This is a genomic window from Microbacterium meiriae (assembly GCF_040686935.1).
GTDB classification, from domain to species: domain Bacteria; phylum Actinomycetota; class Actinomycetes; order Actinomycetales; family Microbacteriaceae; genus Microbacterium; species Microbacterium meiriae.
In genome coordinates, this window is sequence record NZ_JBFBMF010000003.1 from 97507 (window position 1) to 117498 (window position 19992).

At 71.0% G+C, this 19992-nt stretch carries 24 protein-coding genes; 6 read left to right on the plus strand and 18 right to left on the minus strand.

Annotated elements, in window-relative coordinates; genetic code table 11:
• Positions 1–54: 54 nt before the first annotated feature.
• Positions 55–768: a glutamine amidotransferase gene (locus tag AB0P08_RS10365; RefSeq protein WP_363589813.1), complete on the minus strand. Its 714-nt coding sequence runs from the start codon at positions 766–768 to the stop codon at positions 55–57.
• Positions 769–794: 26 nt separating this feature from the next.
• On the opposite strand from AB0P08_RS10365, the gene AB0P08_RS10370 reads away from it, so the two are divergent.
• The gene (locus AB0P08_RS10370; protein WP_363589814.1) at positions 795–1475 is read left to right on the plus strand and encodes an HAD-IA family hydrolase; all 681 of its coding nucleotides are present in this window, start codon (positions 795–797) and stop codon (positions 1473–1475) included.
• Here the strand turns inward: AB0P08_RS10370 and gabT are convergent.
• Positions 1459–2802, minus strand: coding sequence for a 4-aminobutyrate--2-oxoglutarate transaminase (gene gabT / locus AB0P08_RS10375; RefSeq protein ID WP_363589815.1), 1344 nt, complete (start codon positions 2800–2802; stop codon positions 1459–1461). The two genes, AB0P08_RS10370 and gabT, sit on opposite strands and share 17 nt — an antisense overlap.
• Before the next feature lie 73 nt (positions 2803–2875).
• Here gabT and AB0P08_RS10380 point away from each other — a divergent pair, with 73 nt between their 5' ends.
• The gene (locus tag AB0P08_RS10380; RefSeq protein WP_363589816.1) at positions 2876–3655 is read left to right on the plus strand and encodes a YggS family pyridoxal phosphate-dependent enzyme; all 780 of its coding nucleotides are present in this window, start codon (positions 2876–2878) and stop codon (positions 3653–3655) included.
• Between the two features lie 7 nt (positions 3656–3662).
• Here the strand turns inward: AB0P08_RS10380 and AB0P08_RS10385 are convergent, their stop codons facing one another.
• The 6 genes from AB0P08_RS10385 to AB0P08_RS10410 all read right to left on the minus strand — a co-directional run bounded on the left by AB0P08_RS10385 (position 3663) and on the right by AB0P08_RS10410 (position 8681).
• Positions 3663–3869: a CDGSH iron-sulfur domain-containing protein gene (locus AB0P08_RS10385; RefSeq protein ID WP_187662356.1), complete on the minus strand. Its 207-nt coding sequence runs from the start codon at positions 3867–3869 to the stop codon at positions 3663–3665.
• Positions 3866–4912, minus strand: a complete 1047-nt coding sequence (locus tag AB0P08_RS10390; RefSeq protein ID WP_363589817.1) for an iron-containing redox enzyme family protein — start codon at positions 4910–4912, stop codon at positions 3866–3868. The genes AB0P08_RS10385 and AB0P08_RS10390 overlap by 4 nt, the downstream gene beginning before the upstream one ends.
• A 108-nt stretch (positions 4913–5020) precedes the next feature.
• On the minus strand, positions 5021–5848 hold the full coding sequence (locus tag AB0P08_RS10395) for an endo alpha-1,4 polygalactosaminidase (protein WP_363589818.1): 828 nt from the start codon (positions 5846–5848) through the stop codon (positions 5021–5023).
• 38 nt (positions 5849–5886) lie between these two features.
• A complete protein-coding gene (locus AB0P08_RS10400; protein ID WP_363589819.1) occupies positions 5887–7293 on the minus strand; it encodes an MFS transporter in 1407 nt (468 codons plus the stop codon).
• Positions 7294–7332: 39 nt separating this feature from the next.
• Complete coding sequence (locus AB0P08_RS10405) at positions 7333–8409, minus strand: carboxylate-amine ligase (RefSeq protein WP_363589820.1); 1077 nt, start codon at positions 8407–8409, stop codon at positions 7333–7335.
• A gap of 5 nt (positions 8410–8414) precedes the next feature.
• Entirely contained in the window at positions 8415–8681 is a 267-nt protein-coding gene (locus tag AB0P08_RS10410; protein WP_187662351.1) for a DUF7218 family protein, read from the minus strand.
• A 121-nt stretch (positions 8682–8802) separates the two neighbouring features.
• Here AB0P08_RS10410 and AB0P08_RS10415 point away from each other — a divergent pair, with 121 nt between their 5' ends.
• Complete coding sequence (locus AB0P08_RS10415; protein WP_164498167.1) at positions 8803–8967, plus strand: hypothetical protein; 165 nt, start codon at positions 8803–8805, stop codon at positions 8965–8967.
• A 69-nt stretch (positions 8968–9036) separates the two neighbouring features.
• On the opposite strand, the gene AB0P08_RS10420 is transcribed toward AB0P08_RS10415, so the two are convergent.
• Positions 9037–9243 (minus strand): CsbD family protein, encoded by a 207-nt coding sequence (locus tag AB0P08_RS10420; RefSeq protein ID WP_101848342.1) that lies wholly within the window; start codon positions 9241–9243, stop codon positions 9037–9039.
• Between the two features lie 215 nt (positions 9244–9458).
• Here AB0P08_RS10420 and AB0P08_RS10425 point away from each other — a divergent pair, with 215 nt between their 5' ends.
• Positions 9459–9836, plus strand: coding sequence for a four-helix bundle copper-binding protein (locus AB0P08_RS10425; RefSeq protein ID WP_231729507.1), 378 nt, complete (start codon positions 9459–9461; stop codon positions 9834–9836).
• 21 nt (positions 9837–9857) lie between these two features.
• Here AB0P08_RS10425 and AB0P08_RS10430 read toward each other — a convergent pair whose 3' ends face one another.
• Positions 9858–10205: a hypothetical protein gene (locus AB0P08_RS10430; RefSeq protein ID WP_363589821.1), complete on the minus strand. Its 348-nt coding sequence runs from the start codon at positions 10203–10205 to the stop codon at positions 9858–9860.
• Positions 10206–10495: 290 nt separating this feature from the next.
• Here AB0P08_RS10430 and AB0P08_RS10435 point away from each other — a divergent pair, with 290 nt between their 5' ends.
• Entirely contained in the window at positions 10496–10990 is a 495-nt protein-coding gene (locus tag AB0P08_RS10435; RefSeq protein WP_187662349.1) for an FBP domain-containing protein, read from the plus strand.
• On the opposite strand, the gene AB0P08_RS10440 is transcribed toward AB0P08_RS10435, so the two are convergent.
• The 6 genes from AB0P08_RS10440 to AB0P08_RS10465 form a co-directional block, all read right to left on the minus strand.
• Positions 10987–11808: a PaaX family transcriptional regulator gene (locus AB0P08_RS10440; RefSeq protein WP_363589822.1), complete on the minus strand. Its 822-nt coding sequence runs from the start codon at positions 11806–11808 to the stop codon at positions 10987–10989. The genes AB0P08_RS10435 and AB0P08_RS10440 overlap by 4 nt on opposite strands.
• Positions 11798–13090 carry a kynureninase gene (locus AB0P08_RS10445; RefSeq protein WP_363589823.1) on the minus strand — a complete coding sequence of 431 codons (1293 nt, stop codon included), beginning with the start codon at positions 13088–13090 and terminating at the stop codon, positions 11798–11800. The genes AB0P08_RS10440 and AB0P08_RS10445 overlap by 11 nt, the downstream gene beginning before the upstream one ends.
• 1 nt (position 13091) lies before the next feature.
• Positions 13092–14111: a hydrolase gene (locus tag AB0P08_RS10450; RefSeq protein WP_363589824.1), complete on the minus strand. Its 1020-nt coding sequence runs from the start codon at positions 14109–14111 to the stop codon at positions 13092–13094.
• Positions 14111–14962, minus strand: a complete 852-nt coding sequence (locus AB0P08_RS10455; protein WP_187662345.1) for a tryptophan 2,3-dioxygenase — start codon at positions 14960–14962, stop codon at positions 14111–14113. The genes AB0P08_RS10450 and AB0P08_RS10455 overlap by 1 nt, the downstream gene beginning before the upstream one ends.
• A 272-nt stretch (positions 14963–15234) precedes the next feature.
• Entirely contained in the window at positions 15235–16287 is a 1053-nt protein-coding gene (locus AB0P08_RS10460; protein WP_363589825.1) for an alpha/beta hydrolase, read from the minus strand.
• 51 nt (positions 16288–16338) lie between these two features.
• Positions 16339–16863, minus strand: coding sequence for a TetR/AcrR family transcriptional regulator (locus tag AB0P08_RS10465; protein ID WP_363589826.1), 525 nt, complete (start codon positions 16861–16863; stop codon positions 16339–16341).
• A gap of 78 nt (positions 16864–16941) precedes the next feature.
• Between AB0P08_RS10465 and AB0P08_RS10470 the strand changes: the two genes are divergently transcribed.
• A complete protein-coding gene (locus tag AB0P08_RS10470) occupies positions 16942–17652 on the plus strand; it encodes an MBL fold metallo-hydrolase (protein ID WP_363589827.1) in 711 nt (236 codons plus the stop codon).
• Between the two features lie 235 nt (positions 17653–17887).
• Here AB0P08_RS10470 and AB0P08_RS10475 read toward each other — a convergent pair whose 3' ends face one another.
• Both AB0P08_RS10475 and AB0P08_RS10480 read right to left on the minus strand, forming a co-directional pair.
• Complete coding sequence (locus AB0P08_RS10475; RefSeq protein ID WP_363590146.1) at positions 17888–18415, minus strand: cysteine hydrolase family protein; 528 nt, start codon at positions 18413–18415, stop codon at positions 17888–17890.
• Positions 18416–18522: 107 nt separating this feature from the next.
• Positions 18523–19962: a purine-cytosine permease family protein gene (locus tag AB0P08_RS10480; RefSeq protein WP_363589828.1), complete on the minus strand. Its 1440-nt coding sequence runs from the start codon at positions 19960–19962 to the stop codon at positions 18523–18525.
• Positions 19963–19992 lie beyond the last annotated feature (30 nt).

Here is a 19992-nt window from a genome sequence, read left to right on the forward strand (position 1 = left end):
AGGGGAGCAGAGGCCGGATTCGCTGGGGGTCCGGCCTCTTCCCCTGCCTGCCTGCTACGCCTCGACCTCGTCGAGCCAGTCGCTCAGCACACGGATGGCGAGGGCCTCGAGCCGCGGGCCGTGCCGCTGCGCCTGCTCCCGGATCGTCCGCGGGTCGATGCCGTTGTGATGGAGCTCGTGCGCGTGACCGATGAGCCAGCGCTCGATGGCGCGGTGGTCGGCTTCCAGGTGGAACTGGAGTCCGAGCGTGCGCGCGACGGCGAAGGCCTGATGGGGGAAACCGGGCGTGTGCGCCAGGGAGTGCGCCCCGGCGGGGATCGCGAACTCGTCGCCGTGCCAGTGCAGCACGGGCTCGCCGTCGAGAGGGGCGAGGACGGACTCCCGGCCCTCGGGGGTGAGTGCGAGCGGGCCGTAGCCGATCTCGACGGCCCCGGTCGGGCGTACCTCTGCGCCCAGAGCCTCGGCCAGGAGCTGGGCGCCGAGACAGACGCCAAGCGTGGCGCCGCCCGTGGCGAGCCGGGTCGCGAGAGCCGCCTTCGAGGAGTGCAGGAAGGGATACCGATCCTCGTCGTACACGCCGATCGGTCCGCCGAGGACGAGGAGCAGGTCCGTGCCAGCGACGGCGTCCGGGTCGATCGTGTCGATGCCGGCGTCGAGCAGGGTGGTCTCGTAGCCGCGCGCCGCCAGCAGCGGGGCGAGGATCCCGAGGTCTTCGAAGGGGACGTGGCGGACGGCGATCGCCGTCCGGGGCGTGCGGGACGCGGACATGCACTCTCCTCGGATAGGTTTGACCTATGCCAAAAATAGCACACGAGATTCGAGGTGCCGAGGTGATCGTGCGCGCCGCGGGGGTCCTATTCGACTGCGACGGCGTGCTGGTGGATTCCGTCCCCTCGGCGGCGATCGCGTGGGACGCCTGGGCGCTCCGGCACGCCCCGGGATTCGACTTCCTGCGGGACGCGCCTCATGGCATGCGGCCGAGTGAGGTGGTCGCGGCGATCGTGGGGCCGGAACGGGCGGCCGAGGCGACGGCCGACCTCCTCGCCCGGGAGCTCGCCGTCGCCCCGGCGACGACCGGGATCCCCGGGGCCGCTGCCCTGCTCGCTGCGCTGCCCCCGAAGCTGTGGGCGGTCGCGACGAGCAGCAACCGAGCTGTCGCGACCGCACGGATGGGCGGAGCGGGTATCCCGGCGCCGGCGGTGCTGGTCGCCGCCGAAGACGTGAACAGAGGCAAGCCCGCGCCCGACCCGTACGTCCGTGCCGCACGGCTCCTCGGGCGAGACCCGGGGGAGTGCGTGGTCTTCGAGGACTCGTCGCCGGGGATCAGCGCCGCGCGAGCGGCGGGTGCGGGCCTCGTGGTCGGGGTGGGCGCAGGCTCCGGGGCGGCCGACCCCGACCTGGTCGTGCACGACCTCGCCCGCGTGCGGTGGAGCGGGGAGGCGCTGTGCCTCCGCGTGCTCAGCGGAGCGCGCTGAGGGCCTCGTCGATCACGTCCACGGCGACGTCGAGCTGTTCGTCGGTCGTGGTCAGAGTGGGGAGGAAGCGGATCACGTTGCCGTCGCTGCCGGCGGTGAGCAACAGGATGCCGCGCTGGGCGGCGAACTCCGCGATCATGGAGGCGGCCCCGGCCAGCGGTCGCGTCGTCCCGGGGGTGCTCAGCTCGAAGGCCTGCATGGCGCCGATCCCGCGCACGTCGCCGATGGCCGCGTGGCGAGTGCGCAGACCCTCCAGTCGGGCGGACAGGTGGGCGCCGATCCGACGGGCGTCGGCGAAGAAGGTCCCGTGCTCGAGCTCGTCGAACACTGCGAGGGCGGCGGCGATCGAGACCGGGTTGCCGCCGAATGTGCCGCCGAGGCCGCCAGAATCGGGCGCGTCCATGATCTCGGCGCGGCCGGTCACCCCGGCCAGGGGCAGCCCGCCGGCGATGCCCTTCGCCGTGAGCACGAGGTCCGGCACGAGGTCGAAGTGCGTGCTCGCGAACCACGTCCCGGTGCGCCCGAGGCCCGTCTGGATCTCATCGGCGATGAACACCACGCCGTTCTCCGTGCACCACTCCTGCAGGGCAGGGAGGTAGCCCTCGGCCGGGACGACGAAGCCGCCCTCGCCCTGGATGGGCTCGGCGATGACGGCCGCGAGATCGTGGACGCCGATCCGCTGTTCGAGATGGGCGATCGTGCGCGCGGCGGCTTCCTCGCCGTCGAGGCCGTCGCGGTAGGGGTACGAGTTGGGGACGCGGTGGACATCGGGCGCGAACGGACCGAACCCGGTGCCGTACGGCGCCGCCTTGTGGTTCATCGCGAGTGCGAGGTTGGTGCGCCCGTGGAAGGCGTGGTCCAGGGCGGCGACGGCGCGCCGTCCCGTGTGCCTCCGGGCGATCTTGACCGCGTTCTCGACGGCTTCGGCGCCGGAGTTCGCGAAGGCCGTGCGCGTCTCGTGGGTGCCGGGGACCTTTTCCGCGAGCAGTTCGGCGAGGCGCACGTAGCCCTCGTAGGGGGTGACGGTGAAGAGCGTGTGCGTGACCCGGTCGAGCTGCTCCGCCGCGGCGGTGACGGCTGCGAGGTTGGTGTGGCCGATGGTCGTCACGCCGATCCCGCTGCCGAGGTCGAGGAAGCGGTTGCCGTCGACGTCGGTGACCCAGGGGCCGTCGGCGTGCTCGATGTAGACGGGGAGCACGCTGCCGACGCCGCGGGGGACGACCCGTTGCCGGCGCTCGTGCAGCGCCCGGCTCTGCGGCCCTGGCACCTCGGTGCGCAGGCGCGGGGTCGACAGGGCGGTGTCGGAGAACAGGCCGGGTGCGGACATCAACGGGCTCCTTCGTGAAGGGGGTGTCGGCGGGTACGCGACGTGGTGTCGAAGCTATGTTAGATTTTGACCTATGTCAAAGATCGAGCGTGTGGGGGAGAGCGCCGAGCGCTACCCGACGGCCTTCACCGCCGCGGACTTCCGTGCCAACGTCGCCGACGTCCGCGCCCGCATCGACGCCGCCGCGGAGCGCGCAGGACGCGACCCCGGTGAGGTGCACCTGCTCCCGGTGAGCAAGACGGTGCCGACCGATCGGGTGCGGGTGGCCATCGACGCCGGGCTGCGCCGACTCGGCGAGAACAAGGTGCAGGAAGCCGTGCGCAAGCACCGGGAGACCGCCGACCTGGACGTGGACTGGGTGGTCATCGGCCACCTGCAGACGAACAAGGCCAGGGACGTCGCCTCCTTCGCCGCCGAGTTCCAGGCGCTCGACCGGCTGCGGGTCGCCGAGGCTCTCGACCGGCGCCTGCAGGCCGCGGGGCGCAGCCTCGACGTGTACGTGCAGGTGAACACCTCGGCCGAGGACTCGAAGTTCGGGATGCCGCCGGAGGAGCTTCTCGACTTCCTGAAGGCGTTGCCCTCGTACGGTGCTCTCCGTGTGCGCGGCCTGATGACGCTGGCGCTGCTCACACCGGACGATGCCCGGGTGCGGGAATGCTTCGCGCTGCTGCGGACCCTCCGTGACAGAGCACGTGAGGAGAACCCCGAACTCATCGGCGACGGCGCCCTGTCGATGGGTATGTCCGGGGATTACGAGATCGCGGTCGAGGAGGGCGCGACGTGCGTGCGGGTCGGACAGGCGATCTTCGGTGCGCGCGCCGTCCCGGACAGTCATTACTGGCCGGAGAGCTGACGCCCGCTCAGTCCTCGGTGCGGAAACCGGCCGCCTTGTGTGTGCCGTCGCAGAACGGCTTGAGCGCGGAGAGCCCGCAGCGGCACAGCGCCACGGTCCGCCGACGCGGGTCGATCACCGTGCCGTCGCTCGCGTGCAACTCGATCTCTCCGCGCACCAGGAGGGGGCCGTCCGGGTACGCCGTGACGGTGACCGGCTCGTCCCGGGCGGTCATGCCGTCGTCCTCTCCCGCAGCGCCGAGCGGCCCTCGGTCCACGCGTCGAGGGTGTGCGCACCCGCCCAGCCGTCGACCGTGAGGCACGCGGCCGCGCCGAACAGGATGTCCGCGAGCAGCTCCGGACGGTCCTCGGCGAGGCTGCCCGCGAGGTCACGGGCGGCGATCTGCTCGTGCACCGCGTCGGCCTCCACGTGCTCCTCGAAGTACGCGGCGACATCGTCGGCGAACCCCAGCCGGTGCAGGCCGTCGGCGTAGAAGCGGCACGGGATCGACGAGGTCATCTCGTAGGCGGCGAGGTGACCCACGATCGCGCCCACGAGGCGGCGGTTGAGGCCGAACAGGCTCATCATGTTGTGCGAGGCGAGCGTGATCGCGGGTGCGTCGTCGACGTAGGCGCCGTATGTCTCGTCGAGTCCGGCGGCGCGAAGGGCGCGGGCGTAGAGCTCCGCGTGCACCCGCTGCGGTCGGCCGCCGCCGTACTCGTCCGACTGGATCTCCACCAGCGCTGCCTTGGGGCGGCCGGTCAGCCGTGGGATCGCCCAGGAGTGCGGATCGGCCTCCCGCAGCGTGTACACGGAGCGGAGGATCAGCGACTCCTCGGCCTGCTCGCGGGTGGCCTTCCTGGCGATGTGCCGCGACAGGCTGGGGCCCGTGTCCGCAGCGGCGAGGGCGAACAGGGCACGCCCCACGGCGTCGACTGTCGGCTCCGGAAGCTCGGGCACGGGCACGGTCTCGCGCAGTGCGGCCTCGAAGGCGTCCTCGAGGATCCGGCGCGCGGTGACCACCCCGGCCTCCCACTCCAGCGCCGCATCGAGCTGCGGCAGCGAGCCGTACGAGGACGCATAGAGGACGAAGAGGGCGAGCTGGATGTCGTCGTCCCGGACCACATCGCTGCTCTCAGCGACGGCTGTGGTGGCGAGGTCGGGCAGGGCGGCGGCGTCCTCGCCGCGACCGGTGAGGACGTCGAGGACGGCGCCCGACAGAGGACCGCGCGGCGAGAAGGCGACGGCGGTGTCGGGGTCGAGGGTGGAAACGGTCATGAGGAGGGGCTCCCATCGAGTCGATCACCGATATCCTCGTCCGCGCGAACGGGGGCCGCCAGGGACTTGACGCCGAGGCGCTCGGCAGGCAAGCGCCTCCGTCGATCGTCAGGGGCACCCGGCGAAGACGTACTCCTCGTCGTCCGGCGTGACGAGGTCGCGATCGCGGAGCACCAGGGATGCCGGGGCGTCCGGGTCGGCGCACAGCTCCGCGAACGACCGCGGGAGCTGGTCGGTGTACTCGATGTCGATCACGTGCGGACCGTAGACCGCGGTGTATGCGCCGCACTCGGCGTACGCGGCGCACTCCTCCGTCACGGCGAAGTCGAAGCCCGCGCGCTCCTCCAGGGCCTCCGCATGCTCGGCCGCGTTCTTCTGTCCGCCGGCGAGTCCGACGCCGTGCGCCGCGTCGACGAGGAGTTCCGCGAGCGCGAGGTTGTCGTCCAGAGTCAGGAGGCCGTGCGAGCGTGAGAAGGAGTCGAGGTTGTCGAACTCGACCGCCTGGAAGCCGGAGTCCGCGCAGCCCTCGATCCAGGGGATCACGATCTCCGCGATGCGGGACCGCTGCGCTGCGCTGCCGGTATCCAGAAGGGCCTCGTCGGGCCAGTCCGGGTCGAAGACCACATCGTCACCGTCATGCAGGAGGAGGTCGTCGGGCCACTCGGCGAGCTCGCCCGGCTGGGTCTGGAATCCGTTGACGTAGCAGACGGAGTAGAGTCCCGCGACCGGCTCCGCGCTGCGGTCTCGCCCGACGATGCCTACGCCCTCGGCCGGATCGTACGCGCCCCCGAGCTGGTAGTCCGGAAGGGCTCCGGCCGGAGGAAGCACGACGCCGGCCGATGACCCCGTTCCCTCCGCAGGGAGGGCGGTCGGGGCGGCGCAGCCGGCGAGAGCGAGGATCCCCATCGCGACGCACGCCGCCGGCGTCAGGGACACGCGTGCCGTTCTTCGACCGCGTCGAGAGCGCGGGGCGGTCATCGCGGCTGAGGCGTCGGCTGCGCGGGGGCGTCGACCGGCGGCGCCGCCGCCTCCGAGGGGTTCCGGCGGATGCCGATCCACGACACGACGCCGCCGAGCACGAGGAGCGCCGCGGTGACCCAGGCGGCGTTGTGGAACCCGTCGAGGTCGAGGGAGCCGCCGACGATGGTCGACAGCATCGCGACGACCAGCAGCCCCGCGACGCGGGAGACGGCGTTGTTCACGGCGGAGGCGATGCCGGAGTGGTTCTCGTCGATGGCCCCGAGGATCGCGGCCGTCAGTGGGGCGACGGTGAGCGACAGGCCCAGCCCCATCACGATCATGGCCGGGAGCACCTGCGCCCAGTAGTCGAAGGCGGTGTTCACGGTCAGCAGCATCAGCGCTCCGACGGCCATGATCAGCGGCCCGACGGTCATGAAGATGCGCGGGCCCCAGCGCCCCGCCCACCCGCCGGCGCGGGAGCTCAGCAGGATCATCAGGATCGTCATCGGCAGGCTCGCGAGTCCCGCCGCCGTCGCGCTGAGTCCCGCCCCCTGCTGGAGGTAGACGCCGACGACGAAGCCGTTGAGCGAGAGCGCGGCGTAGACGAGGAGCGTGGCGAGGTTGCCCCACCCGAAGTCGCGCACCCGGAACAGCCAGAGCGGCATGAGCGGCGTGGCCGAGCGGCCCTGCCGCCACAGGAAGACGGCGAAGAGCGCGGCCCCGACCACGGCAGGGATCCAGATCGCGGGGGAGGCCCACCCGAGGTTCGGCTGCTCGATGAGGGCGAACACGATGGCGCCCAGGCCCAGCGCGCACAGTGCTCCGCTCCACCAGTCCACCCGGACGCCCCGAGGGTGCTCCGGCAGGTGCAGGCGGGCGAGCAGCAGCAGCGTCACTCCGATGGGGAGGACGTTGATGAGGAACACGAAGCGCCAGGAGAGGAAGTCGACGAAGAGCCCGCCGAGGAGGGGGCCGACCAGTTGGGCCGCCGTGGTGAAGGCGGTCCAGACGCCGATGGCCCTCGCCTGCAGGTCGCCGCGCATGGTCGCGGTGATGAGGGCGAGGGAGCTCGGGACGAGGAGAGCGCCGGCCGCTCCCTGCGCTCCGCGGGCCACGACGAGCATGAGCGGATCGATCGCTGCGGCGACCGCGACCGACGCGATGCCGAAGGCGATGAGCCCGATCCGCATCACCAGGACCCGGCCGTAGGCGTCGGACAGGGACCCGGCGAGCAGGATCAGCGCGCTGAGGGTGATGAGGTACGCGTCGACCACCCACTGCTGCGTGGTGATCCCGCCGCCCAGCTCTTCACTGATGGCGGGAAGCGCGACGTTCACCACCGTTCCGTCGAGGAACGTGACGAACGAGGCCAGCACGGCGATCGCGATGACGAGCCGCTGGAGCGGGGCGAAGGATGACACAGGCCGACCCTACTCCCGGGGTCGGACGCGAGGGGCCGGTCAGTCGGCCGATGTTCCGGTACCTTCCGCCAGCAGCCGTCGGAGTGCGGGGAGGCCGTCCCGTCCGTGCGCCGCGCGCTGCCGCGCCGCGCCGGTGCCGTCCGCCCGCATCCGGGCGAGTCCCGCTCGCACGGTGTCCGCGTCGCCCTGCTCGTCCAGCACCGGGCCGACGTCGTCGAGCAGATGCTCGGCCACGGTCCAGGCCGGGGCGACCTCGCCCGTGAGCGGATCCAGGATGCGGGCCGTCATCCCCGCTCTCGACGCCATCCAGATCGACGCGTCGATCGTCTCCGTCTCGTCGGCGACGATCCGCTGCCCGGACGACAGGGCGATCCCGCGGGTCAGCAGCGCGGAGAGAACGGCGTCCTCCGCGGTGAGCTGCGTGTCCGCGACGCGCGCCTCGACCGTCGGGTAGCGCTCGGACAGGCGCACCGCCCAGGAGAGGGAGGTCGCCTCCCCGATGGTCCCGAGATCGAGGAGCTGGTCCACGCGCGTGCGGTAGTCGTCGACATCGGCGAACCGGGGCGGGCACCACGACGAGGGGAGCCGGCGGATGAGCATGCTCCGCCAGCTCGCGAAGCCGGTGTCGATGCCGTTGCCGAACGGACTGTTCGTACTGAGGGCGAGCAGCAGGGGCAGCCACGCGCGGAGTCGATTCAGCGCACGGACCCGCTCCTCCTCGTCCGGGACCTCGACGTGCACGTGCAGCCCGTTCACCTCGTGTTCGCGGGTGAGGTGCGCCAGGCGCCGGGCGACGTCGTCGTAGTGCGCCGACGGCGAGAGCCGGGGAGAGCGGAGAGTGGTGAACGGCGAGCCGGTCGGCGCCGCGATCGCGCGCCGCGCGCGGGCCTCCGCGCCGATGGCAGCCCGCAGCGTCGTCAGTTGCTGCAGGGCCTCGGCTCCGGTCCGCACCGGATCGGTGAGGGCCTCGAGCTGCGAGGCCAGGTACTCGGTGGTCACGCGTCCGGCGGCGACCTCGCCGCCGATGCGCTCCAGGATGTCACCGCTGAAGGCGACGGGGACGAGCGAATCCTCATCGAGCAGGAGGAACTCCTCCTCGATCCCGAAGCGCGTCATCCGGGTCAGTGGTTTCGCAGTTCGGAGATGAGCTCGGCCTTGCGCTTGCCGCTGTAGCCCGTGAGGCCCAGTTCCTTCGCGCGCTTCCGCAGCTCGGGGACGGTCCAGTCCTCGTAGTCCCCGTGCTCCCCGCCGCGCCGGCCGACCGAGCTGCGGCCGTCTCGTGCGGCGGCGTTCGAGATGCGGGCGGCCTTCTCCTTCGAGGCGCCGTCGTCGCGGAGCTCCTCGTACAGTTCCGGATCCTTCAGGGAATTGTTGCGTCGTCCTGGCATTGCTCTGCTCCTTCGCGCATCGGGAGGGTCGAAGTCAACCCCCTCCAGGGAGGGTGTGGTTCGGGTCTAGCGTGGTGTCACCGCAGTCGGGCGCCCGCGCCCCCAGAGAAGGGAAAGACCGATGAACATCCTCCTGATCATCGTCATCGTCATCGCCGTGATCCTCGCGATCACCGGAGGACTGGTGCAGTCGCTCCAGTTCCTGCTGTGGGTCGGTCTGGTGCTCCTGGCCATCGCCGTGATCGCCTGGCTGATCCGAGCGATCACCGGCAGTCGCAAGGTCTGACCCGAGTGCGGAGGGGGAGGCTCGCCATCGGCGAGCCTCCCCCTCTTCATGGGTTCAGCGGGTGGGGGATCAGCGGTTGAACGCGTCCTTGACGCTGTCGCCGGCCTTGCCCGCGGCGTCCTTGACGTTCTCGCCGGCCTGCTTCGCGTCGGCCTTCACCTGATCCGCCTGGCCTTCGGCCTCGAGCTTCTCGTTGTCGGTCAGCTTGCCGAAGCCTTCCTTGGCCTTGCCACCCAGCTTCTCGGCGGAGTTCTTCATGTCATCTGCGCCACTCATAAGAGGCTCCTCTCCTTGACGGATCGATTGCTCTTCGAGCCTCCCACCGGCCCTCCGCACCGTCCACGGGATTGACATTCGCGCAGCGGCGTGTCAGCGTCCCGCGACCATCGACTCCCGTCCGCGCAGGGGTTAGCCTGGCGCCAGGCGGGTGTCCTGCCCGTCGTCCTCGACGAAGGGAGCGGTGTGCGATGGACGCGATGATGATGGGTGCCATGTCCAAGAACATGGAGTCGATGCCGGACATGGCGATGATGGACATGTCGGTGCTGCAGGCCTGCATGGATGCCTGCGCCGCCTGCGAGCAGGCCTGCACCGTGTGCGCGACCCAGGAGATGGACTGCGCTCCGGCCTGCATGAACTGCGCGGACATGTGTCACACGATGATGCGGTCGATGCTCCGCATGCAGGGGATGACGCCGGCCACGATGATGGCGATGCTGGACGCCTGCATCGCGATGTGCCAGATGTGCATGGACGAATGCATGCAGCACGCCGATCACAGCGACGTCTGCCGGCTCTGCGCTCAGGCGTGTCAGGCCTGCATGAACGCCTGCATGGCGGTCCGCGACATGATGATGGCGAGCGCCTGACCCGAGGGGATCAGGGTATCGTCACACGACGGCGACGTTGAAGCGAGTGCGCCCGACGGCGAGGACGGCGTAGTCGAGGTGGAGGGCGACCGGGCTGCCGATCGCGGCCTCCAGCGCGGCGCCGGAGCCGTTCCACAGCGTGTGCGTGGTGCCGTCGAGCGTGCGGACGACGAGGTCTCCGGCGACCGGATCCGCCGCGGTCACGAACGCGTCCGACCATCCTGCCGGAGTCGCCGCCGCGAGGCGCTCCTGGATCAGATGCAGGGCATGGCCGGGTGCTGACGACGAGCAGCGGCCGCCGTTCCCGCACATGCACGTCGCACGCTCACGCACCTCGAGGGGCGGACGGCGGTGCAGCGGCGTGGACACGGGGACTCCTTCGGATCGGCGTCCGGCCAGAGTACGTCGACCGGGTCGGGATCCCGCAGCGCCCCCGACACGCGACGAAACAAACGGGTGTAGGCTCGCCGGGTGCTGTCGTCGATGAGCGCCCTCGGGGCGCGGAGCGGAGCTGCAGGCGCGTTCAGCGCCGCAGGCAGAGGCTGAGGACCGGCCGGAGGCGGAATCCCGTCCCCGGTGCTGCGTCGTACCCCGGCACCGTCCGGGTGATCCTCCGATCCGTCTCGCCGTTCCGGCGATCACACCGAAAGCTCTTCCCCATGCGTCCCATCGACGAGCGCGCTCTGCGCGCCTCCTTCCGCAACGCCTCCCGCAAGGAGATCTCCGACATCACCCTGCCGCCCGGCTTCGCCGAGACGGACTTCGACCGGCTCGACTACCTCGGCTGGGTCGACCCGAAGCTGCCTCGTCGCTCCTACGTCGTCACGTGGATCGACGACGAGCCGGTCGGTGTCGTGCTGCAGCGCGCCGAGCAGCGCGTGCTCGCCCGCGCGCAGTGCTCCTGGTGCGAGGACGTGACGCTCCGCAACGACGTGCAGCTGTACGTCGCCCGCCGCGCCGGGGCCGCCGGTCGCAAGGGCGACACCGTCGGCGTGCTCGCATGCGCGGAGTTCGGGTGCAATGTCGCGGTGCGCAGGCTCCCGCCGCTGGCCTATCCGGGGTACGACCGCGAGCTCGCGCGCGAGATGCGGATCCTGCGGCTGCAGGAGCACGTGACCGGGTTCGTCCGCGAGGTCGCCGGTCTGACCCTCTAGGCCGTCACGGCGCGCACGTGGGCGAAGGCGGGTGCCTCCCACGCCGCCGACAGCCGGGCGAACGCCTCGAAGCTGCGTCCGCCCGGCCAGTCGGCCGGCAGCATTGCCGGGGGCAGCCCGGGATCCGTGTAGGGCAGCACCCGCCACCGGTCGATGAGGTGCACGTAGGCCGGGAACGGCGCGTCGGGCAGGGCCGGGAGCGACGCCTGGAAGGACTCGTGCTCGGCGCGCAGCCCGTCCAGGTCCCACCACGTGGCGGCGGCCTCGGCCAGCGTGCCGGCCGGGGCGGGGGCCGACGCGTCGAACAGCGTCGCCCAGCGGCGGGCACCGAGTTCGTCGAGGATCTGCTCCGCCTCCGCCCTGAGGTGCCCGGGACAGATCCACAGGGCGGGGGAGACGACGCCGGCGCCGATCCAGTGCAGTCGGCGGCGCAGTTGATGGCGCACGCTGCGCGCGCTCTCCGGGATCGAGAACGACACCAGGCACCACGGATCGTCGTCGGCCATCTCCTGCATCCGGAAGATCCGGCGGTCGCCGCGCTCCAGCATCGGCACGGCCGCCGGGCTCAGCCGGTAGCCGACGGCGTCGCGGCGCTCCGGCAGGAGCAGGCCCTTCTGCTTGAGACGGGCGATGCCCGTCCGGGCGGGAGCGGCGGGGATGCCGAGGTCGGCGGACAGAGCCACGAGATCGGCGGCCGAGATCCAGCCTCCGAGCGGGCGCAGATACAGGCCGAGCAGGGTGCGCAGGAGCGAGGCGGTGCTGCCGGGGCGCGCGTCGATGTCATCGAGCACGACCGGCGCCGCGGGGTCAGGAGACACCGGACTCCAACGCATCCCTGACCGCGAGCACCCCGGCGACGGTCTCGGCGTGCGAGGTGCTCAGCGGCGACAGCCCGAGCCGGATCCCGTCCGGGAAGCGGAAGTCGGGGATGACGCCGTCGGCCCAGAGCCTCCGGGTGACCTCCCGGAAGTCGGGGTGGCCGATCGTGATGTGTCCGCCGCGTCGCGCCGGGTCGCGAGGGCTCAGCAGGCGCACGTCCAGGGGCGCGAGCAGCTCGTCGTACGCTCGGACCGCGAGCGCGGTGAGCGACTCCGACTTCGCGCGCACGCCGTCGATGCCCGACTGCTCGATGAGGTCGATCATGCCCTGCATCGCGAGCATCGAGGTCACCGGCGGCGTGCCGCTGAGGAGCTGACGGATGCCGTCGGCGGGGACGTACTCCGGGCCCATGGCGAAGATGTCGGCCGCGCTCCACCACCCCTGGATCGGCTGCCGCAGCAGGCCCTGCAGGTCGTGGCGGAGGTAGGCGAAGGCGGGCGATCCCGGGCCGCCGTTGAGGTACTTGTAGGTGCAGCCGACGGCCATGTCGACGCCCCAGTCGTCGAGCTGCATCGGCACGACGCCCGCCGAGTGGCAGAGGTCCCACATCATCAGGGCCCCGGCCTCGTGCACGACGGCGGTGATGCCGGGCATGTCGGCGAGGGCGCCGGAGCGGTAGTCGACGTGGCTGAGCGAGACGAGCGCCGTCCGCTCGGAGACCACCGCCGCGACGTCGTCGATCGTGACGCCGTGTACCGGATCGGGCGTGATCCAGCGCAGCGTGGCCCCCATCTCCGCCGCGACGCCCTCGGCGAGGAACCGGTCGGTGGGGAAGTTCCCCTCCTCGATCACGAGCTCCGTCCGCCCCGCGGGTCCCTGAGCCGCACCCGTGGGCCCCTGAGCCGCACCCGTGGGTCCCTGAGCCTGTCGAAGGGCACCCCGCATGAGCTTGTAGATGAGGACGCTCGTGGAGTCGGAGACGACCGTCTGTCCCGGACCCGCCCCGAGGGTGACGGCGCCGATGCGGTCGCCGAGTTCCATCGGCAGGGCCATCCACTGCTCGTCCCAGGAGCGGATGAGACGGGTGCCCCAGTCCTCGCGCACGAACGCGGCGAGCTTCTCCGGCACTTCGCGCAGCGGGCGGCCGAGCGAGTTGCCGTCGAGATAGGCCGTGACGCCCGGGGCCTCGACGAAGGCGTCGAGGTGGGCCGCGAGGGGGTCGGACGCGTCCAGGGCGCGGGCGGCATCGAGGAGGGAGGTGTCGGCGGAGCGGTCGGTCATGTCACACCTTCAGGTCGGCGGGGGTGAGGGGGCGGGCGGCCAGAGGATCGGCGGATCCGGGTGGCAGCAGGAGGAGGAGAGAGCGGGGATCGAGCGGGTCGACGGGCGCGAGGGCGCGGAGGAGGGCGTCGTCGTCGAGGCCGGCGGTGCGGAGGGCGGCGACCTCAGCCGGGTTCAGGTCGACGGGGGTCGGGCCGTTGCCCATGTCGGTGCCGTAGCGGACGATGCCGCCGGCGGCGTGGAAGCGGGCGACGTTGTCGATCACGATGGCCCGCGCGTGGGAGTCGTGGATGGCGAGGGTGCTGATCCAGGAGGTGCGGGCGGCCTGCTCCGCGATCTCCTCGTCGTCCAGGCGCTCGGAGAACGGGGCGTGGGCCAGCTGCGTCGCTCCGAGGCGGACGACGCGCTGCGCTTCGCCGGAGCCCTCCGCATGGGCGATCACCGGGAGGCCTCGGGCTGCGGCGAGGTCGGCGATCGTGCGGAAGAGGGCGTCGGAGAAGACCGGGCCGGCGGTGCTGTTGCTCGCGACCTTGACGCAGGAGACACCGGCCGCTGCCATCTCCTCGACCGCGGTCGCCGCTGCCGCGGTGTCGGCGATCTCCCGCACCGAACCCGCCGGCGCCCAGGCGCGGTCCGAGGGGTATCCACCGGGAGGCGTGAGGAACGCGCCGGCGAAGTCGACGGTTCGCAACTCAGGAGAATCCGGCCCGGGCGCACCCGGAACCGCCTCGGAAGCGCGTCCGCCGATCGAAACTCCTGAGTTGTGAACGGCGATCCGCGCCACCGTGGACGGGTCGCCGCCGAGGTCGACCACTCGTCCGAGGCGGGACGAGGCCAGGAGCGCGTGGTCGACGAGCTGCAGGTGCACGTGGTGGTCCGTGAAGCCCCCGACGATGCGGCCGGAGAGGAACGGACCCCCCGGCGCGGGCGTCTCCTCACGGAGCCGGGGGCGCCCGTCCTCGCCGAGTCCGACGACGCCGTCCCGCCAGCGCTCGCCGTCGAAGAACGTCGCCGTGAGCATCAGGAACCGATCTCGGTGCGGACGGTGTAGAGCTCGGGGAAGAAGGTCAGGTCGAGGGCGCGCTGCAGGAAGCCGACGCCGCTCGACCCGCCGGTGCCGACCTTCATCCCGATGGTGCGGGACACGGTCTTGAGGTGACGGAAGCGCCAGAACTGGAAGTTGTCCTCGAGATCGACGAGGTCCTCGCAGGCCTCGTAGAGGTCCCAGTGGGTGCGCGGGTCCTGGTAGATCGCACGGATGGCAGGTACGAGGTCCGGGGTCTCGCGGTAGGGCTCCCGCACGTCGCGGTCCAGGATCTCGCGGGGGATCGGGAGGCCGCGGCGAGAGGCGTAGCGGAGGAACTCGTCGTACAGCGTGGGCTTCTCCCACTCGGCCGTGAGGAGCGCGAGGTTCGCCGGGTGGTCGCGGAAGACGCTCAGCATCTTCTCGTTCTTGTTTCCCAGCGCGAACTCGACGGCCCGGTACTGCACCGACTGGAAGCCGGACGAGTTGCCGAGGGCGCCGCGGAACTGGGCGTACTCCGTCGGGGTCAGCGTCGCGAGCACCGACCACTGCTGCGTCATCACGTCCTGGATCCGCTTGACCCTGGCGATGCGCTTGAGGGCTTCGCGCAGGTCGTCCGCCGCGAGCAGCTCCCGCGCCGAGCTGAGCTCATGCAGCAGCTGCTTCAGCCAGAGCTCCGTCGTCTGGTGCTGGATGATGAACAGCATCTCGTCGTGGTGCTGCGGGTCGCTCACCGGATGCTGTGCCGTGAGGAGCTGGTCGAGCGCGAGGTACGAGCCGTAGGTCATACGCCCGGAGAGATCCGTGACGATCCCCGACTCGAGTGCGCGTTCGTTCTCCGTGTGCATCCCGTGAACATATCACTTCCGTGCCGATCGTCACAGGGATGTTATGTCCAGATCCCGCCCCGCTTGCACGACCCGGCGCCAGCGGCACGGGTATCTCCCGGATTCGGTCGTGCACCCGTGCCCGGGTCGTGCACCCGTGCCCGGGTCGTGCACCCGTGCCGAGGTCCGCCTGCACGACCGGGGAACGGATGAACAGACGTCCGGCCGAACGAGTCGTGCCGTCGTGTCGGGATCGTGCAACCGTGGCAGCCCGCCGGACGAAAGCGGCCGGGTCAGCGGGTGTGCGCGTCGAGGAAGGCGATGGTGTCTGCCAGAGCCTTCCGAGCCTCGGGCAGATCGAGGTGGAACTGGTACTCGTGCGGGAGGGCGGGCTCGTGCAGCGCGGGCCAGAACACCGGCGTCACATCGACGCCGAGCTCCTGCAGCCGCTTCGCCATCGGGATCGACTGGAGCCAGGTGAGTCCGTCACCGTTGCCGCCCGAGATGTACGTCGCGGGGAAGTCGGAGGTGACCCAGTCCACGGTCGACATCGTGGCGCCGGTCGAGTCCTCCGCCCAGGTCTTCGTCCCGGAGTACGCCCACATCGCCGACTTGAAGCCCCACCCCGGGACTCCGTCGAGCTCGGCCAGTGCGGCGAGGTCGTAGACGCCGCAGTTCAGCACGGTCGCAACGAGCTGGTCGGCGCGGATCGACGGGCGGATACCGAGGATCTCGGCGTAGTCCGGATTCGTGATGAGCGTGGCCATCTGGCTGGCGAGCTGAGCGCCCGCGGAGTCTCCCGCCAGCACGATGCGGCGCGGGTCGACGCCCAGTTCCGCCCCGTGCGCGTCGATGTAGGCGAGGGCCTCGTCGAGCTGGTGGACGGCGAGCGGGTACACGCCCTCGGGTCCGCGGGTGTAGTTCACGCCGATGGTCGTGTAGCCCTCCGCGGCGAGGATGCGGAGGTAGGGGTCGACGTCCTCCTTCGAGCCCGAGATCCAGGCACCTCCGTGGATCCACACGACAGTCGGCAACGGGCTGTCGGCGGAGGCGGGGCGGAAGACGTCCATCGTCGTGTCCGCGCCGGCATCCCCGTAGGCGATGTCCTTCCGTTCGTCGAGAGGCGTGTCCGGGACGTGCTTCGTCATCTCCGCTGCGGTCTCGTCGCCGCCCTTCGTGAACACCGAGCGGATGATCATCGCGGATGGCCACGGCGTGAGCGCCCCGATGATCGCGACGACGGCGGCGACCGCGGCGGGGACGCCCACGGCGATCTTCGTGCGACGCCAGCGCGACCGGCCGGTCTTGGCGGCCACGGTACCGGCGGTGCTGCGGGAGTCTTCCACGGCCTCAGTGTGCCAGTATCCGCCGTCGTGGACAGGGAATGGCCAGCGTCGTCAATCGGCGAGGCTCGCGATGAGGCGCCGGAGGCCGTAGTCGAATGCGCGGTCGACGTCACCGCCGAGTCGGAACGCCCCGGACAGCTCCATCTGCAGGAATCCTGTGGCCCAGGCGGTGAAGAGGCGTGCGGCGTCGAGGGCGTCCGCCTCGCCGACCGCGGTGGTGCAGGCGCGGATGACGGGGGCGGCGGAGCGTTCCAGGGTCTCGTGGGAGACCGCGGCGTTGAACATGAGGCGGAAGCCCTCCGGGTGCGCGTGGGCGAAGGTGCGATAGGTCCGGGCGAGGGCGGAGAGGTCGTCGCCCGCCGCCTCCAGCTGGGTCGCGAGGGCATCGACGGAGGCCGTGGCGACCGCGACACGCAAGGCTTCACGATCCCGCACGCGCTTGTAGAGGGAGGGGGCACGCACGCCCACACGCTCCGCGACCGCCTGCATCGTGAGTCCCGCAGGGCCGTTGGCCTCGAGGATCTCCTGGCCGGCCGCGACGATGGCATCGATCGATGTGCGTTCGGGGGTGGGCACGAATCCTCCTCGATGGCTATTGACAGTAGCCATGATAGCTACGTAACGTAGCCATCGCAACCGCCCGAGAGGATCATCATGAAGCTCGCCCCCCACCTCCACCGCCTCGGCAACGACATCGTCGCCTCGTATCTCATCGATCTGCCCGAGGGCATCACCCTCGTCGACGCCGGGTTGCCCGGGCACTGGAACGACCTTCAGCGAGAGCTCGCCGTGATCGGCCGACCGCTGTCCGACATCCGCGGACTCGTGCTGACCCACGGCGACAGCGACCACATCGGTTTCGCGGAACGGCTGCGCCGCGAGGCCGGCGTTCCGGTCTACATCCACGGCGCCGATGCTCACCGCGTGCGTACAGGGGAGAAGCCGAAGACCCCGATGGGCCCTGCACGGCCCGGTCCGATGCTCGGCTTCCTCGCCTACGGCCTCCGCAAGAGCGCCCTCCGCACGCGCCACGTCACCGAGGTCTCCGAGGTCGCCGACGGTGATGTGCTCGACCTCCCCGGGGCTCCGGTCGTCGTGGGGCTTCCGGGGCACTCGCCGGGGAGCATCGCGGTGCATGTCCCGGCGGTCGGCGCGGTATTCGTCGGCGATGCCCTGACCACGCGGCATGTGCTCACGGGGGAGGAGGGTGCGCAACCCGCCCCGTTCACCGACGAGCCCACGGAAGCCCTGGCTTCGCTCGACCGCCTCGCGGCACTTGACGCCGCGTGGGTCCTTCCCGGTCATGGTGCTCCCTGGCGCGGAACTCCCGCCGACATCGCCGCCGCGGTCCGCGCCCGCGCCTGACCCGCTGCCCCTGCCGAGCTCAAGAACGCTCCTCCCCGCTGCTGCCGAGGTGCGTTTTCCGTCCCGCGACGGACACTCCGCGCGGGATCGAAACCGTGCCCGATGAACCCTCGCGAGGAGTGGAATCCGTCCCGCTGGGAGGGCTCGCCGGCGTGCGGGGTCGAAAACGGGCGGGGAACGGTGTGCGGAGGTGCGATTTCCGTCCCGCACGGGCGGGGAGGGGGAGGGGAGAGGGTCAGGGGGAGAGGAGAGTGGCGGTGTCGGTCACGGTGATCTGCGGGGGATACAGGCTCATGACCTGCACGGCGGCGGCGTGGTTCTCGGCCGTGGAGCCGGCGCAGGCGTCGGCGGTGAGCGTCACCCGTGCTCCGGCATCGGCGGCGGCGAGAGCGGTGGACACGACGCAGCAGTCCGTCGACACCCCCGCCAGCACGATACGGCCACCGTGCCCGACGATCGCCTCGAGCTCCGGGTCCCATTTGCCGAACGTGGGCAGGTCGACGGTCGGATGAGGAGACAGGCCTTCCGCCTCGGGGACCAGTGCATAGAGCGGGTCGTCGGCGGACCGGTCGGCGAACGGCCACGCCGCGAAGTACTCGCCCCAGGAGGTGGAGCGGTCGGCCGTCGGAAGCCACCGGGTCACGAGCACGCGCTCGCCGAAGGCCTCTGCGAGCCGACGGATGTTCGCCATCGCCTCGGAGAAGAACGGCGAGCCCCAGGCGGAGTCGGGCGACGCGAAGATCACCTGCGGATCGATCACCACGAGCCAGCTCTCGGTCCCTGAGCCTGCCGCCTCCTGGGTCCCTGAGCCTGCCGCCTCCTGGGTCCCTGAGCCTGCCGCCTCCTGGGTTCCTGAGCCTGTCGAAGGGCTCACGACTCCTGCCGCCGGATCTTCCCCGCCCGGGCGAACCAGGTCACGAGGAACGACAGCACCAGCGCCACGAACACCCCGAGGTTCGCGTACGCCCAGTCCCCGTCCGTCCCGCCGACGAGGAACAGGAGGTACCCCTGCCAGTTGTTCCACGGCGCGGCGTCCGCGAAGCCGTTGAGGACGAGACCCCAGCCGATCACGCTCGCGACGACCATGGTGCCGATCGACGTCCAGTCCCAGGCACCGTAGCGTCCGCGGCTGTCGAAGAGGGCCTCGTCGTCATAGTCCTTGCGACGGCGCAGGATGTCGGCGATGAGGATGCCGGCCCAGGAGGCCAGCGGCACGCCGAGGGTGATGAGGAAGCTCTGGAACGGGCCGAGGAAGTCGGTCGCGAAGAACACCACGAAGATGGTGCCCGCCGTGAGGATCGCGCCGTCGATCGCCGCCGCCGACGGCCGCGGGATGCGGATGCCGAGGCTGAGCAGGGTCAGGCCGGAGGAGTAGATGCCGAGCACCGCGCCGGAGACGAGCGCGAGCACGGCCGTGAACAGGAACGGCACGAGGACCCACACCGGCAGGATGCTCGCCAGCGCGCCGATCGGGTCCGCGGCGATCGCGTCCATGAGCTCGGCGTCCGATCCCGCGAGGAGCAGACCGAAGACGACGAGGATGACCGGTGCCACCGAGCCGCCGATCGTGTTCCAGGCGACGATCGCCTTGTCGGACGCGGTGCGCTTCTGGTAGCGCGACCAGTCCGCGGCGATGTTGATCCACCCCAAGCCGAACCCGGTCATCACCATCACGAGCGCGCCGACGACCTGGCCGATGCCGCCGTCGGGACGGGCCATCACCGCAGCGAGGTCGATACTCGGCGCCGCGAGGATGATGTACACCACCGTCACGACGCCCGTGATCCAGGTCAGCACCGACTGGAGCCGCATGATCGTGTGGTAGCCGAGCACCGAGGCGGCGACGATGAGTGCCGCGACGATCACGGTCGCGAGGATCTTCAGCCAGAGGCTGTCCCCGTCGCCGCCGAGCTGCGTGATGACCGTCGCCGTCGCCAGCACCGCCATGATCGCGAGGAAGGTCTCCCAGCCGATCGACGTGAGCCAGGACACGATCCCGGGGACCTTCTGCCCCTGGACGCCGAACGCGGCCCGGGAGAGCACCATCGTCGGAGCCGACCCTCGCTTGCCCGCGATCGCGATGAGTCCGCACAGCAGGAACGACACGACGATGCCGACGACCGAGACCACCGTTGCCTGCCAGAAGGAGATGCCGAAGCCGAGCACGAACGAGCCGTAGGACATCCCGAACACCGAGACGTTCGCCGCGAACCACGGCCAGAACAGGTCGCGGGGCTGGGCGGTCCGCTCGGACTCGGGGATGATCTCGATGCCTGCGCGCTCGATGAGAGCCGGCCTGATGTCGGTCATCCTCACATCCTGGCACTCCGCGAGCGCGCT